General features: G+C 70.0%; 20 protein-coding genes. 9 read left to right on the top strand and 11 right to left on the bottom strand.

From position 1 onward, the window contains the following. Nucleotides 1-41 precede the first annotated feature (41 nt). A complete protein-coding gene (locus ACRWNM_RS19425) occupies nt 42-533 on the top strand; it encodes a hypothetical protein (protein ID WP_431969438.1) in 492 nt (163 codons plus the stop codon). Between the two features lie 204 nt (nt 534-737). Here the strand turns inward: ACRWNM_RS19425 and ACRWNM_RS19430 are convergent, their stop codons facing one another. Both ACRWNM_RS19430 and ACRWNM_RS19435 read right to left on the bottom strand, forming a co-directional pair. Further along, nucleotides 738-1,163 (bottom strand): DUF4254 domain-containing protein, encoded by a 426-nt coding sequence (locus ACRWNM_RS19430; protein WP_431969440.1) that lies wholly within the window; start codon nt 1,161-1,163, stop codon nt 738-740. 133 nt (nt 1,164-1,296) lie between these two features. Then, nucleotides 1,297-1,893 (bottom strand): AAA family ATPase, encoded by a 597-nt coding sequence (locus ACRWNM_RS19435; RefSeq protein WP_431969442.1) that lies wholly within the window; start codon nt 1,891-1,893, stop codon nt 1,297-1,299. A 138-nt stretch (nt 1,894-2,031) separates the two neighbouring features. Between ACRWNM_RS19435 and ACRWNM_RS19440 the strand changes: the two genes are divergently transcribed. Continuing rightward, complete coding sequence (locus ACRWNM_RS19440; protein ID WP_431969444.1) at nt 2,032-2,529, top strand: peroxynitrite isomerase; 498 nt, start codon at nt 2,032-2,034, stop codon at nt 2,527-2,529. Between the two features lie 25 nt (nt 2,530-2,554). Here ACRWNM_RS19440 and ACRWNM_RS19445 read toward each other — a convergent pair whose 3' ends face one another. Then, nucleotides 2,555-3,892, bottom strand: coding sequence for a serine/threonine-protein kinase (locus tag ACRWNM_RS19445; RefSeq protein WP_431969446.1), 1,338 nt, complete (start codon nt 3,890-3,892; stop codon nt 2,555-2,557). A 205-nt stretch (nt 3,893-4,097) separates the two neighbouring features. On the opposite strand from ACRWNM_RS19445, the gene ACRWNM_RS19450 reads away from it, so the two are divergent. Then, the gene (locus tag ACRWNM_RS19450) at nt 4,098-5,234 is read left to right on the top strand and encodes a BTAD domain-containing putative transcriptional regulator (RefSeq protein ID WP_431969448.1); all 1,137 of its coding nucleotides are present in this window, start codon (nt 4,098-4,100) and stop codon (nt 5,232-5,234) included. 105 nt (nt 5,235-5,339) lie between these two features. Beyond that, nucleotides 5,340-5,681: a peptidoglycan-binding domain-containing protein gene (locus ACRWNM_RS19455; RefSeq protein ID WP_431969449.1), complete on the top strand. Its 342-nt coding sequence runs from the start codon at nt 5,340-5,342 to the stop codon at nt 5,679-5,681. A gap of 46 nt (nt 5,682-5,727) precedes the next feature. Here the strand turns inward: ACRWNM_RS19455 and ACRWNM_RS19460 are convergent, their stop codons facing one another. From ACRWNM_RS19460 to dxr, 5 genes are all read right to left on the bottom strand, one after another. Further along, on the bottom strand, nt 5,728-7,515 hold the full coding sequence (locus ACRWNM_RS19460) for a penicillin-binding transpeptidase domain-containing protein (RefSeq protein ID WP_431969450.1): 1,788 nt from the start codon (nt 7,513-7,515) through the stop codon (nt 5,728-5,730). Between the two features lie 117 nt (nt 7,516-7,632). Next, on the bottom strand, nt 7,633-8,496 hold the full coding sequence (locus tag ACRWNM_RS19465; RefSeq protein WP_431969451.1) for a GNAT family N-acetyltransferase: 864 nt from the start codon (nt 8,494-8,496) through the stop codon (nt 7,633-7,635). A 69-nt stretch (nt 8,497-8,565) separates the two neighbouring features. Continuing rightward, nucleotides 8,566-9,723: a flavodoxin-dependent (E)-4-hydroxy-3-methylbut-2-enyl-diphosphate synthase gene (gene ispG / locus ACRWNM_RS19470; protein ID WP_431969452.1), complete on the bottom strand. Its 1,158-nt coding sequence runs from the start codon at nt 9,721-9,723 to the stop codon at nt 8,566-8,568. Between the two features lie 153 nt (nt 9,724-9,876). Further along, nucleotides 9,877-11,073 carry a M50 family metallopeptidase gene (locus ACRWNM_RS19475; RefSeq protein ID WP_431969453.1) on the bottom strand — a complete coding sequence of 399 codons (1,197 nt, stop codon included), beginning with the start codon at nt 11,071-11,073 and terminating at the stop codon, nt 9,877-9,879. A gap of 236 nt (nt 11,074-11,309) precedes the next feature. Next, a complete protein-coding gene (dxr, locus tag ACRWNM_RS19480; RefSeq protein ID WP_431969454.1) occupies nt 11,310-12,449 on the bottom strand; it encodes a 1-deoxy-D-xylulose-5-phosphate reductoisomerase in 1,140 nt (379 codons plus the stop codon). A gap of 154 nt (nt 12,450-12,603) precedes the next feature. Here dxr and ACRWNM_RS19485 point away from each other — a divergent pair, with 154 nt between their 5' ends. Continuing rightward, nucleotides 12,604-12,873, top strand: coding sequence for a DUF2631 domain-containing protein (locus ACRWNM_RS19485; RefSeq protein ID WP_431969455.1), 270 nt, complete (start codon nt 12,604-12,606; stop codon nt 12,871-12,873). 80 nt (nt 12,874-12,953) lie between these two features. On the opposite strand, the gene ACRWNM_RS19490 is transcribed toward ACRWNM_RS19485, so the two are convergent. Continuing rightward, nucleotides 12,954-15,566, bottom strand: a complete 2,613-nt coding sequence (locus tag ACRWNM_RS19490) for an ATP-binding protein (RefSeq protein ID WP_431969456.1) — start codon at nt 15,564-15,566, stop codon at nt 12,954-12,956. A 141-nt stretch (nt 15,567-15,707) separates the two neighbouring features. Here ACRWNM_RS19490 and ACRWNM_RS19495 point away from each other — a divergent pair, with 141 nt between their 5' ends. The 3 genes from ACRWNM_RS19495 to ACRWNM_RS19505 all read left to right on the top strand — a co-directional run bounded on the left by ACRWNM_RS19495 (nt 15,708) and on the right by ACRWNM_RS19505 (nt 18,088). Next, nucleotides 15,708-16,646 carry a dihydrodipicolinate synthase family protein gene (locus ACRWNM_RS19495; RefSeq protein ID WP_431969457.1) on the top strand — a complete coding sequence of 313 codons (939 nt, stop codon included), beginning with the start codon at nt 15,708-15,710 and terminating at the stop codon, nt 16,644-16,646. After that, a complete protein-coding gene (locus tag ACRWNM_RS19500) occupies nt 16,643-17,125 on the top strand; it encodes a hypothetical protein (RefSeq protein WP_431969458.1) in 483 nt (160 codons plus the stop codon). Before ACRWNM_RS19495 ends, ACRWNM_RS19500 begins: the two co-directional genes overlap by 4 nt. A 90-nt stretch (nt 17,126-17,215) precedes the next feature. After that, the gene (locus tag ACRWNM_RS19505; RefSeq protein WP_431969459.1) at nt 17,216-18,088 is read left to right on the top strand and encodes a DUF4231 domain-containing protein; all 873 of its coding nucleotides are present in this window, start codon (nt 17,216-17,218) and stop codon (nt 18,086-18,088) included. Between the two features lie 18 nt (nt 18,089-18,106). Here the strand turns inward: ACRWNM_RS19505 and ACRWNM_RS19510 are convergent, their stop codons facing one another. After that, nucleotides 18,107-19,060 (bottom strand): LysR family transcriptional regulator, encoded by a 954-nt coding sequence (locus ACRWNM_RS19510; protein WP_431969460.1) that lies wholly within the window; start codon nt 19,058-19,060, stop codon nt 18,107-18,109. 97 nt (nt 19,061-19,157) lie between these two features. Here ACRWNM_RS19510 and ACRWNM_RS19515 point away from each other — a divergent pair, with 97 nt between their 5' ends. Next, nucleotides 19,158-19,580: a DUF5997 family protein gene (locus ACRWNM_RS19515; protein ID WP_431969461.1), complete on the top strand. Its 423-nt coding sequence runs from the start codon at nt 19,158-19,160 to the stop codon at nt 19,578-19,580. A 96-nt stretch (nt 19,581-19,676) separates the two neighbouring features. Here the strand turns inward: ACRWNM_RS19515 and ACRWNM_RS19520 are convergent, their stop codons facing one another. After that, on the bottom strand, nt 19,677-20,315 hold the full coding sequence (locus tag ACRWNM_RS19520) for a Uma2 family endonuclease (RefSeq protein WP_431969462.1): 639 nt from the start codon (nt 20,313-20,315) through the stop codon (nt 19,677-19,679). Nucleotides 20,316-20,334: the final 19 nt, after the last annotated feature.

Here is a 20,334-nt window from a genome sequence, read left to right on the forward strand (position 1 = left end):
CGGGATGACGCCGGGCGGCGGTGTCGGTAGAGTGAGCGCCGATGACCAGCATGGAAGCCCGTCTCGGCGACGCTACCCGGACGGTGCCGCTGCCCAGTCCGTGGAACGTCAACGCCTACCTGGCCGAGGTGGCGGCGCACCGCGGGCGCTCTATCTCGCTGCAGCCGGTGCCCGCCGAGATCCTGGCCGAAAACGGTTGTCGCGGCAAGGGTCTATGGGTGGCGCGCAAGTTCGACGACATCATCGTGTACGACGCCGAGGCCACCGAGCGCAACGCCGACCACATCATCCTGCACGAGATCGGGCACATGCTGCTCGGGCACGGCAGGGACGACTCCGAGCCCGCCGCGCCGCTGTCGCCGAAGCTGGCCGCGCTGCTGCCCTCACTGGCGGCGCAGCATGTGCTGGGACGCAACGAGTTCGGCGCGGAGCGCGAGCAGGAGGCGGAGGTGTTCGCCGATATGACCATGGTGTACGCGACGCTGCCGCGAGCGCGCGGGCGCGGGTTCCGGCTCTTCGGGCGCGGGCGCTGAGAATTCGGGCGCGGGCGCTGAGTCGTCAGGCGCGGGCGCTGAGTCGTCAGGCGCGGGCGCTAGGTCTTCGAGCGCGGGCGCGGATTGCGGCTCTTCGGGCGTGCGCGCTGAGTCCTCTGACGGGCGCTGGGGTATATCACGCGCGGGCGCAGGGGATTTCGGGCGCGGCCAGGATCTTCGAACGCTGGCGCTGGACACGGTCGGTCACCGCGCGCTCTCGGTCTGTAGCGCGTCGACCAGGTCCTGATAGCGGTCGGCGAGTTCGACCACTTGGAGCCACGCGTCGTAGAACACCGGGTCCGGTGCGGCCGACAGCGGGACGCAGGCCTGCGCGACGAGCTGCGCCAACCGGTCCACCATGCCACCGACGGTCTCGTTGTGCGCGTGCGCGCCGCTGCCGGGCACCGGCGTCGCCAGCGTCATCCACCGGTCGATGGACCGGACCAGCTGGACGCGCCGCCGGTCCAGCTTCGCCATCTCGTAGCGCGGTGTGCGCTCGCGCAACACGTGCAGCTGCGCCAGCTCGCCTGCCGCCTCCAGCATCGGGTGGTCGTCGTGTGGCAATCCCCGGCAGGCCGCGACCAGCTGCTCCTTGCCGGGCACCATCCAGTTGTCGGTCGTCTCGGACATCGCACCGCCTCCCCGAACCACGTGATCCTCGGAGCCGCGCCGCGGCGGGAACCGGACAATCCGACCGCCCACCGCGCCCGCGCATGCCATGTACACCAGAGATGTATCACCCGCGGCCGAATTCCGCGGCGCTTCAACCAAGATCGATCGACGACACACCCGTGGCGAAGGCGGCGATCACGTCCAGTCCCGGCCGGTACTCCCCCGCGGTGTCCACCTCGAGAGCGGGCCCGTCCAGCCGCACCCGCTGGAAGGCATCGTGCCGCGCGCCGAGCGCCGCCCGATCCGGTTCGCCCGGCGCGGAATGGACGCGCCGTAGCGGCTCCGCGCGCCTGCGGTGACCGATACGAGCGACCGCGACATCCCGGTCGACGACACAGTGCAGAAACCGGAGGTCGGCCAGCGCGGTCAGCGGCGCCAGCCCCGGCCGCCAGAGCCGGTCCTGGAAGGCCGCCTCGGCCACGGTGTCGACGCCCGCTCGCGTCAGGACGGTGAGCACCTCGAAGAAGGTGCCGAGGGTCCGCAGCGCGAGTTCGTCCTCCGGCGCGGGCCGGAACGCGGGATCGGCGTGCGCCATGCCCTGCTTGATCTCGTCGCGGCTGATGACCGGCCACCCGACGGCCCGGCCGAGCTCGTGGGCCAGGGTCGTCTTCCCCGAACCCGGCGGGCCGCTGACGACCACCAGCCGCGGGCGGCGTCCGGGGAGAGGACGTTGGTTCGCGTCTGTCACGTGGTCCGAGATTACGGACCGAGGACCGGCCCGGCGCGCCGCTCGGCGGCGGTCTCGCGGCGGCGCGCACCACCCCTCACCGGTGCAATTTCGGGACTCGGGGAGCACGACGCCTGGCACCGGTCTAGGCTGTCCGCCGTGGTCGCACCCCAACCCTCCGTCGCTCCCCACCCGGATATCGCACCCCTCGCCTCGTTGCTCGGCACGTGGCGCGGCGGCGGGCACGGTGAATACCCGACCATCGAATCGTTCGACTACCTGGAGGAGATCCGGTTCGGTCACCTGGGCCGCCCGTTCCTCACCTACCGCCAGCGCACCCGCGCGGCCGACGGCAGCAGGTCGATGCACGCCGAGACCGGCTACCTGCGCTGCCCGCGGCCCGATCACGTCGAGCTGATCCTCGCCCACCCGACGGGCATCACCGAGATCTGCGAGGGCGGGCTCACCATCACCGACGGCGAACTGCACATGGAGTTCGACTCCACCAGCATCGGGCGCAGCAGCACGGCGAAGATGGTGACCGCGCTCAACCGGTCGTTCCGGCTCACCGGCGACACCATCGACTACACGCTGCGGATGGCCGCGGTCGGCGAACCGATGACCCACCACCTCGCCGCCACCCTGCACCGAGCCTGACTCCGCAGGCCCTGACCATGCGGACTCAGGGCGGCCCGATCGCCACACAGGACTCGAACTCGCCGCTCGCGTCGCGATAGCGCGGCCAGCGCATCGCGCCCGAGGTCTGCGGCCCGAACACGCCGTCTCGATCCAGACCGTGCAGATCCTGGACGTAGAGCACGGCCAGGCCGGTCGCGGTGCTGTAATCGCCGTCACCGTCGGCCAGCTCCCGCTGGTAGCACCGGCGCAGCGCGTCCTGGAGTGCGCGGACACCCTCGATCGGCGCGGCCCGCGGCGCGCCGGGGCCGCCCGGATGGGAGTCGACGTAGGACAGGATGCAGCGGCGTCCGCCATCGTTCGTGGTGGGGAGCACGATGTGGTATCCGTCACCGGTGGGTACCTCGGTGGTGAAGTAGCAACGCGGCGAGACACCCGGCGCGCCCGTAGGCTCGGTCGACGCTCGCGAACCGGCATCGGCCCGCAGCGACCACAGCACGGCCGCGCCCGCGACCACCACGGCGAGAACCGCACCGGCCGCCACCCGACCGCGCGTGCCGAATCGACGCTTCGGGTTGGCCGGCACCGCCTCCGCTCGCACCGCCTCGGTCAGCGCCGCCGCCAGCTCGCCGCACGTCCCGTAGCGCTCTTCCGGCTCCCCCGCCATGGCTTTGGCCAGCACCGCACCGATGCCCGCTGGCAGTTGGTCCCGGTCGGCGAGCACCGCGTCGGGCAATCGGCCGGTCAGCAGTTCGTAGCAGGTGACGCCCAGCGCGTAGACATCCGCGCGCCGGTCGACGTGTCCGCCGCTGCGCTGTTCCGGTGGCGCGTAGGGCGCGGTGAACGTCCTGACGCTCGTATCGATCTGGGTGGCGGCGGGATCCGTCCGGCGCGCGATGCCGAAATCACCGACCAGCACCCGGTCCGCGCCCGCGTCGCCGGGCGCGACGAAGATGTTGGCGGGCTTCACATCCCGGTGCACGACATGGTTTTCGTGCGCGTAGTCGAGCGCTTTGGCCGCCTCGGTCACGATGTGCACCGCGCGGCCGACCTCGACGCCCGACCGGCCCGCACCGACCAGCGCCGCCGCGTCACCGCCCGGCACGTACCGCATGGACATCCACAGCGCGCCGTCTTCCTCGCCGAAGTCCTTGACGTCCACGATGTTCGGATGGTCCAGTCCGGCCGCCAGCTGTGCCTCGCGACGGAACAACGCGGTGTACTCGGGATCGTCGCGACCCGCGCCGACCACTTTCAGCGCCACCCGCATCGGCAGTGTCGGGTGCTTGGCGAGATACACCGTGCCCATCCCGCCGGAACCGAGCCGTCGTTCGATCTGATGACCCGCGAACACCGAACCGGCGACCAACTCCGCAGCGACCACCCTCCGCGCACCTCCCTGTGCCACCGCATCCGTGAGATCGGCACTCCACCTGCGTGAACCGCCTCGCGGCCCCGCGCCCCGCGCGGCGGTTTCGGCCCGAAGGGCTCCGCCGCCGACCGCGGGCAATGCGTATGCTGAATCCACTCACCGTCGCCTTCGCTTCGCGAGACGACTTGGCGCGCAGTGTAGTTGGGAGGCATGTGCAGTGGCCACGGCTGGTCCCGATCGGCCCTCGCTCGACGTGCGGATACTCGGCCCGGTGCGGCTGCTGGTCGACGGACTGCCCATCGCGCTGTCCGGCGCGAAACCCCGTGCGCTGCTGGCGATTCTGGTGGTCAACCGCCGTCAGGGCGTCCCTAAGACCGCACTGCTCCACGCGATCTGGGGCGACGACCCGCCACCGCGCGCCATGGACGGCCTCTACGCGTACGTGTCGAATCTGCGTACCGTCCTGCGCGGGGCCGGAATTCCCGATCGCGACGTCCTGCGCACCGTCGACGCGGGCTACCTGCTCGACATCACCGACGACGAGTGCGACGTCGGCCGTTTCGAGGCGGCGCGCACCCGTGGCGCCGCTGCCCTGCGCAACGGCGACTCGCGCACGGCCGCAGCATGTTTCGCGGATGCGCTGACCGAGTGGGGCGGCACACCGGTGACGGGCCTGCACGAACTCGGCTTCGCCGCCAACTTCGCCACCGACATGACCGAGCGCAGACTCGACGTGCTCGCCGACCGGATCGCCGCCGATATCGCCGACGGGCGCGCGAGCGCGGTGATCGGTGAGCTGACCGCGTTGACCGCCGAACGCACCGTGGACGAACGCGTGTGGCGACTGCTGGCCAGGGCGCTGTACGTGTCAGGACGGCAGGCCGACGCGCTGACCGCCTTCCGGCAGCTGCGGCACGACCTGGTGGAGGAACTGGGCGCCGATCCGCAGCCGGAGACCGTGGAGCTGGAGGAAGCGATACGCAACCATCGGCTGCCGCCGGAGTCGCCCTCCGCCCGGGGCGCCACCACCCGCGACGTGCCGCGCATCCGGCGCCGGGCCTGGCTGTGCGTCGGCGACGGCGACCGGATTCCGGTGCCGCCCTCGGGTCTGCGCATCGGCCGCGAGTCCGACAACGACATCGTGCTCGACGACGCGCGGGTCAGCCGCAAGCACGCGCGCATCCTGCATCGCGACGACGGGATCTTCATCAGGGACCGGGATTCGGCCAACGGGGTGTACGTGAACGAGGTGCCGATCCGTGCCGATACTCCGCTCGCGGACGGCGATGTCATCCGGGTGGGATCGACCCGGCTGCGGTACGGAGCGAGCGAGGAACCCGCGGCACCGGCCTGACCAGGCGATTGCAGAAAGTCTCGAGAATCACCGAAGGCACGGCTCCTAGCTTGCTCATTGGGAGCATCGCTCCCGGACCGTAGCACTCGACAATGGAGGATTCCCATGTCTTTTCGCACGCTGATCGCCGCCACCGCCCTCGCCGCCGGTCTGCTGACCGCGACCGCGCCCGCGTGGGCCGCCCCGGCCCCGACCGACGCCGACCCCGCCCAGCGCGGCAAGGGCTGCGGCTACACCGACTCGTTCCCGACCATCAGCAGCGGAAGCCGCGGCGACGCCGTCCGTCAAGCGCAGTGCCTGCTGCAGTTGCACGGTTACGGGGTGGCGATCGACGGGGCCTTCGGGCCGGACACCCAGGCGGCGGTGCTGGACATCCAGGCCGCGTACGGCCTGAAGGTCGACGGCGTGGTCGGGCCGGACACGTGGGCCGTGTTGTACTCGTACTGATTTCGCGGGCGTCGCCGCTCAGGCGGCGACGCCCACACCGCTTCGCTCAGTAGCCCGCGGGCAGCGCGGCGAACATGTCGCGGGTCACCGCCACCGCGTTGTCCGAGCTGCCGCCTTTGACCAGCAGCGTCGCGAAGGCGATGTCGCCGCGGTACCCGACGAACCACGAGTGCGAGCCGCCGTCGACCTCGGCCTCGCCCGTCTTGCCGTACACGTCGCCCTGATCGGCGATGCGTTCCGCGGTGCCGCCGGTGACCACCTTGCGCATCATGACGCGCAATCCCTCGATCACCTCCGGCGCTATCGCGGGCCGCTCCCCTTCGACGGCGGTGGGCCGCCCGGCGATCAGGTACGGCACGGGCGCCGTGCCGTACGCGATGGTCGCGGCCATCACGGCCATGCCGAAGGGGCTGACCACCACCTTGCCCTGCCCGATCCCGTCCTCGGTGCGCTGCACCATCTGGTCGGCGGACGGGACCGATCCGGACGCCGTGGGCAGTCCGACCACCGAATAGTTCTGGCCCACACCCAGTTTCGCGGCGGTGACGTGCAGCGCGTCGGCGGGCAGCTCGCTGGCCAGCTTGGCGAAAGAGGTGTTGCACGACCGTTCGTAGGCGGTGGCCATCGGCACGCTGCCGACCGTGAAGTGGTTGTAGTTCGGAATGGTGCGCTCGCCGATGACGATGCTGCTCGGGCAGGGCAGCACGGTATCGGGCGTGGCCAGTCCGGCGGCCATGGCCGCCGCGGCCGTCACCGTCTTGAACACCGAGCCGGGCGGATACTGGCCGATGGTGGCCACCGGTCCGTCGCGGTCCGCCGCCTCGTTCTGCGCGACCGCCAGGATCGCGCCGGTGGACGGGCGAAGCACGACCATCATGGTCTGCTCGGTGCGCACATCGACGGCGCTCTGGGCGGCGTTCTGCACGTAGCGGTCGATGCTCAGCGCGAACGACGGCGCCGGTTGCGCGGGCACCTCGGTGAGCACGGCGGTGTCGGCGCCGTTGGCGTTCATGGTCACCACGCTCCAGCCCGACTTGCCGTCCACCTCGGCGATCACGGTCTGGCGCACCTGCGTCATCAGGTCGGGAGCGAAATGGCGGTCGGCCGCGACCAGGTCCCATTCCTGAGTGAGCGTCACTCCGGGCAGCCCGATCAGTCCGGAGCCGACCTGGTTGTATTCGATCTCGGTGAGCAGTAGCACCGTGTGGGCGCCCTTGGTGTTCTTCGCCGCCTTCAGGATCGCTTCGGGGGTGAGCCGCTCGTCGAAACGCGACAGCGCCCTGGACAGCGCGGCCGCCACCGCGGCGGGGTCGGTGGCGTCGGCGGCGGTGAAGGCGACGCGGGACACCTTGCCCGGCACCAGCACATCGCTGCCGGATTGCTCGTTCACCCTGGCGCGTGGGGCCGGGTTCGCGCGCAGTTCCAGCGTTTGGGTGTCGCCGAGCTCGGGGTGGATATTCGATGACGTCCACCGCACCATCCAGCGTCCGCCACTGCGGCCCATCTGTAGCTGGCCGGCGTAGGTCCAGGTGCGGTTCTTCGGCAGGCGCCACTCGTAGGTGTAGTCGACGGTGGCGGTGTCGCCGGTGACCCTGGCCGCGCCCGTCCGCGTGGTGAGCTGTTCGGCCTGTAGGTTCTGCCACGCGGAAGTCAGTGCGGCGGTGGCCTTCTCGGGCTGCGTGGTGAGCTCGGCGGCTGCGGTCACATCGTGGTCGGCGAAGGCCGCGACGAAGGCGTCGGCCGCGGGCGCGGGGCCCCGCGGACCGGGCGAGCAGCCCGCGGCCGCGGCGGCGAGCACCGCGACGGCCAGCGGAATCAGCATGCGTGTCGACATTGCTGCCGATGGTAATGGCCAACATCGGGCAAACGCCTGCGGCGCACCGCATCTCGGCGACGGAGATGGGACCCGCGTCCGGTGACGCGGGCGATCTCGGCCGATCGGTCCGAGATCTCAGTCCAGCAGGACGGTGGCGAAGGTCGCGATCTGGCGGAATCCGACCCGGCCGTAGGCCCGGCGGGCCACGGTGTTGAAGTCGTTCACGTACAGGCTCGCGGTCCGTCCGGAGGCCACCACCGCGTTGGCCACCGCCGCCGTGCCCGCCGTACCGACGCCTTTGCCGCGCCGATCCGGATGCACCCACACGCCTTGGATCTGGCCGGTGCGCCGAGACAGCGACCCGACCTCGGCCTTGAAGACCACCTCGCCGTCCTCGAAACGGGCCCAAGCCCGGCCGGATTCGATGAGGTGCTGGATGCGGCGCCGGTAGCCGCGGCCGCCGTCGCCCGCCCTCGGGTCGACGCCGACCTCCTCGATGAACATCGCGATCGCCGCGTTCAGGTAGCGGTCCAGCTCCTCGGGCCGCGCCCTGCGGACCTGCGGGTCGGCCGTGGCCAGCGCGGGCTGGCCGAGCGCGAGCAGCGGCTGGGTGCCGCGCAGTTCTCGCTCCGGTCCCCAGCGTTCGCTGAGCATCTCCCACAGCGGCAGGGCCAGTTCTCGGCGGCCGACGACCGAGGAGCACACGCGCGGCCAGCGGGTCGCGCGGTCGGCGAACGCGCGCAACGCGTCGTGGTCGCCCCGCAGCGGCACCAGGTTGGCTCCGGAGAAGCAGAGGGATTCGGCGGGCCCGCCGCGGCTCCACAGCTCACCGTGCCCGCCTCTGGCGTCCAGGCCGAATTCCTGCAATCGGGCCGCGATCATGCACGAGGCGACCGGATCGCTGTCGAGCACTCGCAGGACCTGCGCCAGATCCCGGTTGGCGAGCTGACGCGCGGGGGCGAACTTCGCCCGTCGCGTCGGCTCCAGCAGACTCCGCACAATCGACAGCCTGCCACGAACTCGGCCGATGCGGTACGGGTCGCCGAAACCCGCTGGTCCTGACCGGTCTCAGCTGACGGTGACGACCGGCTCCCCCGCGCCCTCCTGCTCGCCCATCTCCTCGGCGATCCGCATCGCCTCCTCGATCAACGTCTCCACGATCAAATGCTCGGGCACGGTCTTGATCACCTCACCCTTGACGAAGATCTGACCCTTGCCATTACCCGACGCCACCCCCAGATCCGCCTCCCGCGCCTCACCCGGACCGTTCACCACACAACCCATCACCGCGACCCGCAACGGCACCTCCATGCCCTCCAGACCCGCGCTGACCTCGTTGGCCAAGGTGTACACGTCGACCTGCGCACGACCACACGACGGACACGACACGATCTCGAGCTTGCGCGGACGCAGGTTCAGCGACTGCAGGATCTGACCACCGACCTTCACCTCCTCGGCCGGAGGCGCCGACAACGACACCCGGATCGTGTCACCGATGCCCTCGCTGAGCAGCGCACCGAACGCGACCGCGGACTTGATCGTGCCCTGGAACGCCGGACCGGCCTCGGTCACCCCCAAATGCAGCGGGTAATCACACTGCGCGGCCAGCTGACGGTAGGCCTCCACCATGACCACCGGATCGTTGTGCTTGACCGAGATCTTGATATCCCCGAAACCGTGCTCCTCGAACAGGCCCGCCTCCCACAACGCCGACTCCACCAACGCCTCGGGAGTGGCCTTGCCGTATTTCTCCATCATCCGCTTGTCCAACGAACCCGCGTTCACCCCGATCCGGATCGGGACACCGGCCGCACCCGCGGCCTTGGCGACCTCCTTGACCCGGCCGTCGAACTCCTTGATGTTGCCCGGATTCACCCGCACCGCCGCACACCCGGCGTCGATCGCGGCGAAAATGTAGCGCGGCTGGAAATGAATATCGGCGATCACCGGGATCTGCGACTTCCGCGCGATCGTCGCCAACGCGTCCGCGTCCTCCTGACGCGGACAGGCCACCCGCACGATGTCACAACCCGACGCGGTCAACTCCGCGATCTGCTGCAAGGTCGCGTTCACATCGTGGGTCTTGGTGGTGGTCATCGACTGCACCGAAATCGGGTGCTCACTACCCACACCGACACCACCCACCATCAGCTGACGGGTCTTGCGGCGGGGCGCGAGAACGGCCGCGGGTGCGGTCGGCATCCCCAGTCCGATTGTGCTGGTCACTTTCGGCTGCCTACTTTCGTCCGTGTGCTGCGGGCCGTTCGCCTACCGAGCTTAGCCGCGCTCGATGGACCACCACCCTGTGACGCCCGTGACACGGCCTGACAACGGGTTGTCCCGCGATTGCCCGCGACAGGTTACCCCGCCAGGGAGAACTCAGGGAAACAGCCGGATCGGGTTCACGATATCGGCGGCCAGCGTCAGCACCATGTACGCGCCGCCGAGTACCACGGCGACGTAGGTCGCGGGCAACAACTTGAGGTAGTCGACCGGACCGGCGGGCGCGAGGCCGCGCCAGCCGCGGACGGTGTCGCGGAGCTTCTCGTAGAGCACCACCGCCATGTGACCGCCGTCCAGCGGCAGCAGCGGCAGGATGTTGAACGCGCCGAGGAAGAAGTTCAGGCTGGCCAGCATCAGCACGAACACCTGCCACAGGCCGGCCTGGGCGCTTTCGCCGCCGATGCGGCTCGCGCCGTAGATGCTGACCGGGGTCTCCGGGTCGCGCGCACCGCCGGTGACCGCGTCCCACAGCGCCGCGACCTTGGCGGGCATCTGCGCCAGCGACTCGAAGGTGCGCACGAACAGGTCGCCGGTGAAGGACGCCGCGGCGGGGACGGCCGTGACGACGTTGTACTGCTCGATCGGCGGGTTGTCGAGCGTGACGCCGACCGCGCTGACCTGGGTCTTCGCGCCGTCTTTCGCGTAGCGCGTCACCTGCTGCGGCGCGACCGTCACCTGTACCCGCTGTCCGGCGCGGTCGACGGTGTAGGTGATCGGGCCCTGCTGCTTGCGAGTCTGCTCGGTGAACTCCGACCAGGTATCGACCGCGACGCCGTTCACGGCGGTGATGGTGTCGCCGGGCTGGAGCCCGCCCTGCTGCGCGGGGCCGAGACCGGTGCACGCCTGCAACGTCCCGTCGGGGTTCGCGTCCGCGACGCAGCTCAGGGTTCCCACGGTGGGGGTCGGCTCGTCCAGCCGCGGCAGGCCCCACCCGACGGCCAGCACCACGATCAGCAGGAAGCCGAGCACGAAGTTCATGGCGATGCCGCCCGCCATCACGACCATCCGCTTCCAGGTCGCCTGGCGGTACATGGCGCGGTCCAGTTCCTCCGGCCGCACCTCGTCCATGGCGGTCATGCCCGCGATATCGCAGAAGCCGCCGAGCGGGATGGCCTTGACGCCGTATTCGGTCTCGCCGCGGTGGGTGGACCAGAGGGTGGGCCCGAAACCGACGAAGTAGCGGCGCACCTTCATGCCGGTGGCTTGGGCCGCCCACATGTGTCCGCATTCGTGCAGGGCGACCGAGATGAGGATGCCGAGCGCGAACAGCACGAACCCCATGGCGAACACCATTTGCTCTCCAGCCCTCCTGCGTTGCGCAGCTCGTCGACATCCCGCGCACGCGTCGGCGCGGCCGCGAGCACCCCGACCACACTAATGGACGCGGCCGGACCGATTCCGTACCCAGCCCGCGCACAGCCGCAACGCACGTGCAGGTACGCCGCATGGATGCCGCCGGACGAAGTCCATCCCCGATCCTTACGCCTCAGTCTGCCAGCGCGCGGCCGCGCGCGCCGAGAACCGGTGTATCAGGCTCCGACGACGCGCCGGGCGTAGTCGCGCGCCCAGCTGTCGGCGGCGAGCACCTCGGCCAGGCTCTGCGGCTCGGCCCGCCACTGGTCGGCCGCCTCTACCGCGCTGGCCACCGTGCGCACGATCGCCGGAAAGCCGATGAGACCGTCCAGGAACGCCTGCACCGCGACCTCGTTGGCGGCGTTGTAGACCGCCGTCACGCTGCCGCCCGCGGTGCCCGCCTGCCTGGCCAGGTCGACCGCGGGGAACACCTTGTTGTCGACCGGCTCGAAGGTCCAGGTGGACGCGGTCCCGAAATCGCAGGGAGCCGCCGCGCCGGGCACCCGGTCCGGCCAGCCGAGCGCCAGCGCGATCGGCAGCTTCATGTCCGGCGGGCTGGCCTGCGCCAGCGTGGACCCGTCGGTGAAGGTGACCATCGAGTGCACGATCGACTGCGGGTGCACGGTGACATCGATGCGGTCGTAGGGAATCCCGAACAGCAGGTGCGTCTCGATCAGCTCCAGGCCTTTGTTCACCAGCGAGGCCGAGTTCAGCGTGTTCATCAGACCCATCGACCAGGTCGGGTGCGCCTTGGCCTCGGAAGGGCCCACCGATTCGAGCATCTCGGCGGTCCAGCCGCGGAACGGACCGCCCGACGCGGTCAGCACCAGCCGGTCGACCTCCTCTGCGCGGCCGCCGCGCAGGCACTGCGCCAGCGCCGAATGTTCCGAGTCGACCGGCACGATCTGGCCGGGCGCGGCGGCGCGGGTCACCAGCGAACCGCCGGCGACGAGCGACTCCTTGTTGGCCAGCGCGAGCCGCGTGCCCGACTCCAGGGTGGCCAGGGTCGGCTCCAGGCCGAGCGAGCCGACCAACGCGTTGAGCACCACGTCGGCCTCGGTGCGGCGGACCAGTTCGGTCACGGCCGCCGGGCCTGCCAGCGGAATGTCCAGCGCCGCGGCGGCGGCCGGATCGGCGACGGCGACATTGCGGGTCCCGGTGGCCGCCATCTGCGCGGCGAACAGCTCGGTATTGCCACCACGCGCGGCCAACCCGACCACTTCGAACTTGTCGGGGTTCGCGGCGATCACCTCGAGCGCCTGGGTACCAATGGATCCGGTGCTGCCGAGCAGTAGGACTCTCACGATGTCGGACACCAAACCATTGTGGCCTACCGCGACTGCCCTCCGACCGTCCGCGTCGAACGCGGCCCGACTACCAACGACGCGGCGTCGTATGTCACGATATCGAGCAGTAGCCCCACCGAGTGTGTACCGGATGTTCGGTACCCGAACCACCTGAGGAGCGATCGTGGCCGCCACGGAAATCGAACCCGCCAAGAACGAGCGCGCCATCGTCACTCACGTCGACACCGCCGAGGTCCCCTCCGCGGCGTGGGGTTGGAGCGGCGAGTCGCGCCGCACCTTCCGCATCGCGGGCTGGATCGTCGCGTTCGTCCTGGTGGCCATGGTCATCGGCAACCACAAGGGCAAGATCGAAGACCTCTACCTGGTCGGCTTCGCCGCGCTCATCGTGGTCATCCTGGTGCGCGACACGATCCTGCGGCGCAAGCCCCGCTAATTCTTCGCGGCCGCGCACCCCGGTTCACGCCGGGGACGCGGCCGTTGTCGTGCCCGCGTGTCGCCCGGACTCGCCGCGGATCATCCGGCCGACTCCAGGGACCCGTGGAAGACACTGCCTTTCTTCTCCAGCGACCAGCGCTGGATCTCCGCCACGCCGAGCGCGTATCCGGTGAGCTGTTCGAATTCCTTGCGCGCCTCGGCCATCTGCGCGCTGTCCCAACCGAGTTCGCGCGACCGCAGCCTGCGCAAGGTCACCAGCACCCGGTTCAACGGGCACGGCAACGCCTCGTAGGCGAACTCCGCCTCCGCGTAGGCGTTGTCGGCGTCGCTCAACCGGCCCTCGGCCGCCGCAATATCGCCCTGTATCACCAGTGCGTTCGCCGCGCCGAGACGGTCGTCGATCCGGTCGTAGCGATCGGCGGCGGCCCGAATCCGATCCGCGGCCGATGTCAGGTTCTGTTCCGCAAGATCGGCTCTGGCGAGTCCGAGCAGCGCGTTGCCCTGCCCCTGCGGATCGCCGATCCGGCTGCTCGTGCGCAGCGCGCGGTCATAGTCGAGCCGGGCGCCCGCGACGTCCTCCTGCGCCCGCCGCGCCTCGCCGAGACTGAACGAGACATTCGTCAAGCCGACCAGGCCTTCAGGCACCGACCGGAACTTCCGCAGCGCGTCCTGATAATGCTCGACGGCCTCGGGGAAGTGACCGATCGATCGCGCGACGTCGCCCAGGTTCTCGATGGCGTCGCCGAGGGACAGCGGGCCCGCGTTCGTCGCCTCGTGCAGCGCCAAACCGGCGCGGCAGCTGCGCTCGGCCTCGTCGTAGCGGCCCATCACGCGCAGCACGCCGCACATGCGCAAGCGGCAGACGGCCTCGCGCTGCGGAAAGCGTCGCGCCCACACCTGGATCGCCCCTTGGTACGCGCGCAGCGCCTCCGGCAGGCGGGCGCCCGCGCGCAGCAGATGACCTCGTTCCTCGAGCAGCGTTCCCGCGAGGTCGCCGCCCTCGGGCACCGTCGCCAGCGCCAGATCGAGATAGGCCAGCCCCTCCTCGATGCGGCCGGTGGCGCGGAACGCCAGCGAGGCCGCGATCACCAGGTCGACGGACGCGTCCACGACGGTGTCCGAGCGCAACCCCTCGTCGGCCAACGCGCCGACATTGGGCAAGTTCGCCGCCACCTGGGCCCATTCGGCCTCGCCGCCCAGCCCATACGCGCGAGCGACGTGCTCGTGCAGCAGGCGGGTGTGCACCTCGATCACCGTGCGCAACACCTGCTCGTCGGATACTCGCTCGCGCACGAATTCCCGGATCGGCACCAGCGCCCGCATCCGCGAATCCTCCTTCTCCACCAGCGATTTGCGCACCAGCTCGGCGGTGGACGACACGAGTGACACCGCCTGCGGCAGCGCCTCGCCGATCAGTTCCAGGCGCACGCCCGACGGGTGCAGCGCCACGACGAAGAGCACCTGCCGCGCCGTGTCGGTCAACGCCTCGAACGACAGCGCCACCGATACCGATACGCTCGTCGCGCGGTCGGGTGAATCGAAGCCGGGGAAGCACAGCAGCGCGGTGCGCGAGCGCTGCCACTCGCGCAGGAACGCCTCCACCGAGACCTCGCTGAGCCACGCCGCACTGATCACCAGGGCCAGCGGCAGCCCGTCGGCGACGGCTCGGACCGCGGCGAGCCCGGCCCGGTTCTCGGCATTCCTCGGCACCGCATGAGAATCCAGCAGCCGGTCCAGCAGCCGACCGGCGTCCGCTTCGGGTAGCGGGCCGACGTGCAGCACGGTCTCGGCCCCGCTCAATCCGAGTCGCTCCCGGGAAGTCGCCAGCACTCGGCAACTGCGGCACCGGTCGAGGAAGTCGCGCACGAATCGCCGGAAGTCCGTCGCGTGCAGCGCGAGAGCGGTCTCCGCGTTGTCGAGTACCAGCACGGTCTCGGTGCCGTCGACCGTCCGCGCGGTGTCTTGCCAGCTGGTCGCCGGGTCGAGCCCGAACGCCTCGGCGACGGCGGCGGCGAGCGAACTCGTCACGGTCAGCTGCGACAGGTCCACGTAGGCGACCGAGACGTCGTTCAGCCCGGCTGCCGCCGCGCGAGCGAGCTCGGTCTTGCCTGCGCCGGGTGGCCCGGCGAGCGTGACGATCGGGAAATCGGCCAGGGCCGTGCGGATTTCGGCGAGTTCGCGAACCCGTCCGGTGAACACCGCCACCGCCGCGGGCACGTGGCGTGGACGGCGTCGCGTAATAGTCTGCGCGAGCGGCCGGTTCGGCTTGTCCTGCCCCGTACCGCGCCGCAACGCCAGCAGCGCGCGCACCGCCTCGACCAGGCGCGCGATGTGCGCCTCCACCGGCGGCGGCAGCGCGTGCACCCAGTGCTGGCTGCTGAGGAAGTACTCGAGCACGCCGCTCGGCTCGATATCGGCGACCCGGAACGGGACCAGGCTCAGATTGCCCGCCGCGGCGCGTTCGACTTCCCGTCCGACGTGCGCGGACTCGTTGGCGTGGTCGGAGACCACGACCACCATCACCTCACAGTGACGGATCGCCTCGACGATGGCCTGGGGATAGCTGGTGCCCGCCATGATGTTCCGCGGCGCGATCCAGCAGCGAACGCCGACCGCCTCCAGTTCGTGGACAACCGCCTCGGCGAGATTCCGATCTCTCGACGAGTGACTGACGAAGACGTCGCACTCCATTCGCAGGCCCTCCCCGTCGCGTGTTCGACGTCACCCATGCGCTCGGCGTCACCCATGGTAGTGGCGAACGGACGACCCCGGCCATCGATCCCGATCCGATAGACTGGTCAACTGCCGTGTCGATGTGGAGGAGTGCCGCAGATGACAGTTGGACAGCCGGTGCCGCGCGTTCCCTGGCCGGGAACCGTGGAGCTCAACCCGATCGTCGCCACGGTCACGCCGTTCACCCGTGACCACGCCGTGGACACCGGAGCGCTGGGCGACTACCTCGGCTTTCTGCACCGGGCGGGCGTGCCCGCCATCCTCGTCAACGGCACCACCGGCGAGTTCGCGAATCTGACGATCGCCGAACGCAAGAAGGTCCTCGAGCAGGCCCGCGCACAGTGGCCGGGCCAGCTCGTCGCCCACATCGGCGCCACCGCGTACGGCGACGCGATGGACCTGCTCGACCACGCGCGGCAGCACGCCGACGCCGTCGCCGCCATCGCCCCCTATTTCTTCGCCGACCCGCCGGAAATCGGTGTCCGCGACTTCTTCGGCCGGTTGCTCGCCCGCACCGAACTGCCGATGCTGCTGTACAACTTTCCCCGCCACACCCAAACCCCGATCTCCCCCGAACTGCTCGGCGCGCTCGCCGCCGAGTACCCGATGCTGGTAGGCATCAAGGACTCGAGTGGCCGGCTCGACGTCACCCGGGCGTACACCGCGACCGGACTGGCGGTCTTCGCGGGCAATGACGGCGCCGCCGCGCGCATCGGCGAGCTCGGCGTGCACGGCATCGTCTCCGGTGGGGGCAATCCGGTGCCCGAGATCCCCGTTCGCATCGCCGCCGCGCTGCGCGCCGGCGACCGCGAGGCGGCAGCGCGCTGGCAAGCCGTGTTCGACGAATGTCGCGCCCTCCGCCACGAATCGGGTCTCTCCGACATCACCTTCGTCAAAGCCGCGCTCGCCGAACGCATTCCCGGCTTCCCTGCCGCCGTCCGCAGCCCGCTGCGCACCCCGGACGACACCGTGATCGCCGATATCCGCGCACACCTGCGCCACAAGATCCTGCCGCGCGTCCACGAGGGCACGCCGTGACGCGCATCGGGATCACCGGGCACGTCCATCTCACCGCGGCCACCGCCGAGCTGATCCGCGCCGCGCTGTTCGAACGGTTGCGCGCCTGCGACGACGAACTGGTCGGGGTGAGCTGCCTTGCGCCGGGCGCGGATTCGATCTTCGCCGATGTGGTGCTCGCTCTCGGCGGGCGGCTGAACGTCGTCCTGCCCGCGCAGCACTATCGCGACCGGGCCGTCCCGGCCGAACGCGTCGCGGTCTTCGACGACCTGCTCGCGCGGGCCGCGTCGGTGCGGGTGATGCCCTACGCCGAACCGTCGCCCGTCGCGTACCGCGCGGCGAACAACGCCGTCCTGACCGACATCACCCGGCTCGTCGCCGTGTGGGATGGCAGCGGCGGCGACACCGGCAGCACCGCCGACGCCGTCGACGCCGCGCGCCGGCGGCACATCCCGATCGACATCGTCTGGCCGACGGGGGCGCGGCGCGGCCCGGAGTAGAAAACTCTGGTCCCCAACGAATTTCGTTATCTGAGACAGTACGTCGCTGCTACCGTGTCCCCATGATCGTCACCCGAGCCGGTCGACGTCGTGCTGCGCGCTGAGGACTACCCGGGGCTGTTCCGGGCCGCCGATGACGCCGCGGTGTCGGGGGAGCGCTCCTTTCTCCGGACGTACGCGCTGCGTCTGTGGCTGGCGCTGTTCGCCGCCGCCTGCGCCGCGATCACGGTGCGCGTCGGCGCCGCACGCACCGATATCGCCGCGATAGCGACCGCGCTCGCGTTCGTCGGCATCCTGACCATCGACGTGAACCTGCTCCAGTCGCTTCCCGGCCGGACCTGGCACGAAGGCCGCGTCCTCGCGGAGTCGGTCAAAACCCTCACCTGGCGCTACGCGGTGTGCGGCGCGCCGTTCGACGGCACCCTCGCACCGGCCGAAGCGGACGCGCTGCTCATCGAACGCATCCGGCGGCTCCACCACGACCTTCCCGACATCGCCGTGCGGCCGACCACCTCCACCACGATCACCGACCGCATGCGTGAGCTGCGCAGGCTGCCGCACGCCGAGCGCCGTCAGGAATACATCTGCCATCGCATTCAAGAGCAGCAGCGCTGGTACGCGGACAAATCGGCGCATCACGATCGCCGCGGCGCCCGCCTGCGCACCGTCGCGCTCCTGCTCGAAATCGGAGGTGTGTCCGCGGCATTGGCCAAGGCGATCAACGTCATCGGCTTCGACCTCGCGGGCGTCATCGCCGCGGGCATCGCGGGCATCGCGGCATGGACCTCCGCGCGCCGCGACAACCGCACCGCCGCCGTCTACGCGTTCACGTCCAACGAGCTCGCCATCATCGCCGACACGCTGCGCGACATCGACGAAACCCGCTGGGCCACCGCAGTATCCGGTGCGGAGGAGACGATCAGCCGGGAGCACACGGTCTGGCGCGCGTTCCATACCGATTAGCGCCCCGACCGCCTCGGATCAGCGCCCGCGACGCTTGCTCTTCGCACCCGAGGAGCGCGCCGCGGATGCGCCTTTCGAACCCAACGATTTCCGTTGCGGCGCAGGCTTTTTCGCTGTCAAGCCTTTTGCCGGTTGCTCGGTGCGGGTCGACGGTGAGCGCGAACTCCGTTCGGAGCGACCACGCACCACACCGACGAACTCCTCTACCAGCTCCGTGGTCTCGGCCACGGGCCAGGCCAGGGCGATCTCGGTGTCGGGATGATCGGTGACGGTCCGGTACACCAGATCGCGGCGGGCGTGCAGGCGCGCGATGGAGTGCGGGACGATGGCGAGTCCGACACCGGCGGCGACCATTTCGAGGGTGACCGCCGCCGCGTCGAGATCCGAGGCGTCCTGCATGCGTTCGTCGGCCAGCTCCGCCGCGCCGACCTCGGAGAACAGCGAGATCGGGTGATCCTTGGGCACCACGACGACCGGCACCTCGCGGTACAGCGGAATCGCGCTGAGTCCTTCGCGGTCGATGGGCAGGCGTACGAAACACATGTCGACCCGGCCCTCCCCCAGCGCGGTCAGCTGGTCGGCGGCCGCGAGTGGAATCGTCTCCAGCCGGATCTCGGGAAACCGCTCACGCCAGATCCGTTCCCACTTCGACACCGTGACACCGGGCACGAAACCCACCCGCAGACCCCGCCGGGCCTCCTCGGGCTCCGGCCGAGCCGCGTCGGCCTCCGCGCGGGCGATGACCTCCCGCGCGGCGGTCAGCAGCTCGCGACCCTCGTCGGTGAGCTGGGTCGGCTGGGCGCCGGGGACGAACAGCTTGGCGCCGAGCTCGTCCTCCAGGTCGATGACCGTCCGGCTGAGCCGCTGACGCGCGATCCCGAGCGCTTTCGCCGCCCGCGCGAAATGCAGCTCCTCGGCCACCGCGACGAACCAGCGCAACCGCGCGACATCGATCGACTCCACCTGACTCATTCGACCAAGGGTATTGCACGGCGCACACGGGTCAGGACGGCCGCCGCGACGCCGAGGCTCGGACGGAAGCGTTCCGGCGGTCGACTAGGCTGTCCCGGTGAGCCCGGACAAGAAACCGCAGATGATGAAGCCGCTGACCGCGGCGGACAAGCTCGGCATCTACCTCCCCGCCGCGCCGGAGGAGTTCCGGAACTCGCCGATCTCCCGCGCCGACCTCGATCGGTTGCGCAACGATCCCCCTGCCTGGCTCACGGAGCTGCGCCGTACCGGGCCGTTCCCGCGCGACATCACCGCGCGCAAGCTCGGCGTCTCCAACAGCGGCCTGGCCCGCGGCGGCGTCTCCGACGCGCTGACCGCCGACGAGATCACCGCCCTGCTCGCCGACCCGCCCGAATGGCTGCTCCGCGAACGCGAGAACTACGAAGCCGTGCAGCGCGAGAACGAGCGCGTCAAGACGAAGGAAGCCGAACGCCGCGCCGCCACCAACCGCCCGGCCAAGAACCGATTTCGCGCTGACTGAATCCTGATCAAAGGTCACGGTCGCCGCGTGGGTCGCCTTGGGCCGAGATCTCGCCGCGATCGAAGCCGAACGGATTCGAGCAGGCAATCAGGACGGTCAGTCCAGGCCGAGATCGAGCTGATTCCAGCTGATCGTGACGTCGAGCGGGTCGGCGACATCGACCGCCACCAGATCGCCACGGGCCCGCAGGGACATGTTCTCCCGGACATAGGTGCCGTCGGCGGTGAGTCTCAGCATCTCGATCGATGACGCAGGCCCGTCGTCCTGAACCATGCGCACGATCCAGTAGTACGGGATGCTCAGTCGCGCGTACTCCGCACGTTTTTCCACCAGATCCGCCGTCACCGTATTCGGAGACACGACCTCGACAACCAGCAGGGTGTCCGACGCTGTCGGCTTGGTCTTCCACTTGCCCCGTGGCTCGTCGATACAGCGATACACGATGGCATCCGGCCGCTTGTAATGGAACGGAACCTCGGAGACCAGCATGTCGAGCTCACCGCTGGCCCGCAGACACGGCGCGTCACCGAGACGCTTGGACACCGCCTCGCGCAGCGCTGCCTTGATGTTGTGACTGATCGCAACATGATTCGGCGATGGGGATTCGCAATGCACGATCATGCCGTCACGGATTTCGAGAGCGCGGGCGATGTCCTCGGGCATGTCCAGGTACATGGCCATATCGACGATCGGGATCGTGGTACGCAGCCATGACCAGTCGACAGCCTCGCTCATGCCGCTAGCGTAGCGTCTC

Source organism: Nocardia sp. bgisy134 (assembly GCF_965341865.1).
GTDB lineage: Bacteria > Actinomycetota > Actinomycetes > Mycobacteriales > Mycobacteriaceae > Nocardia.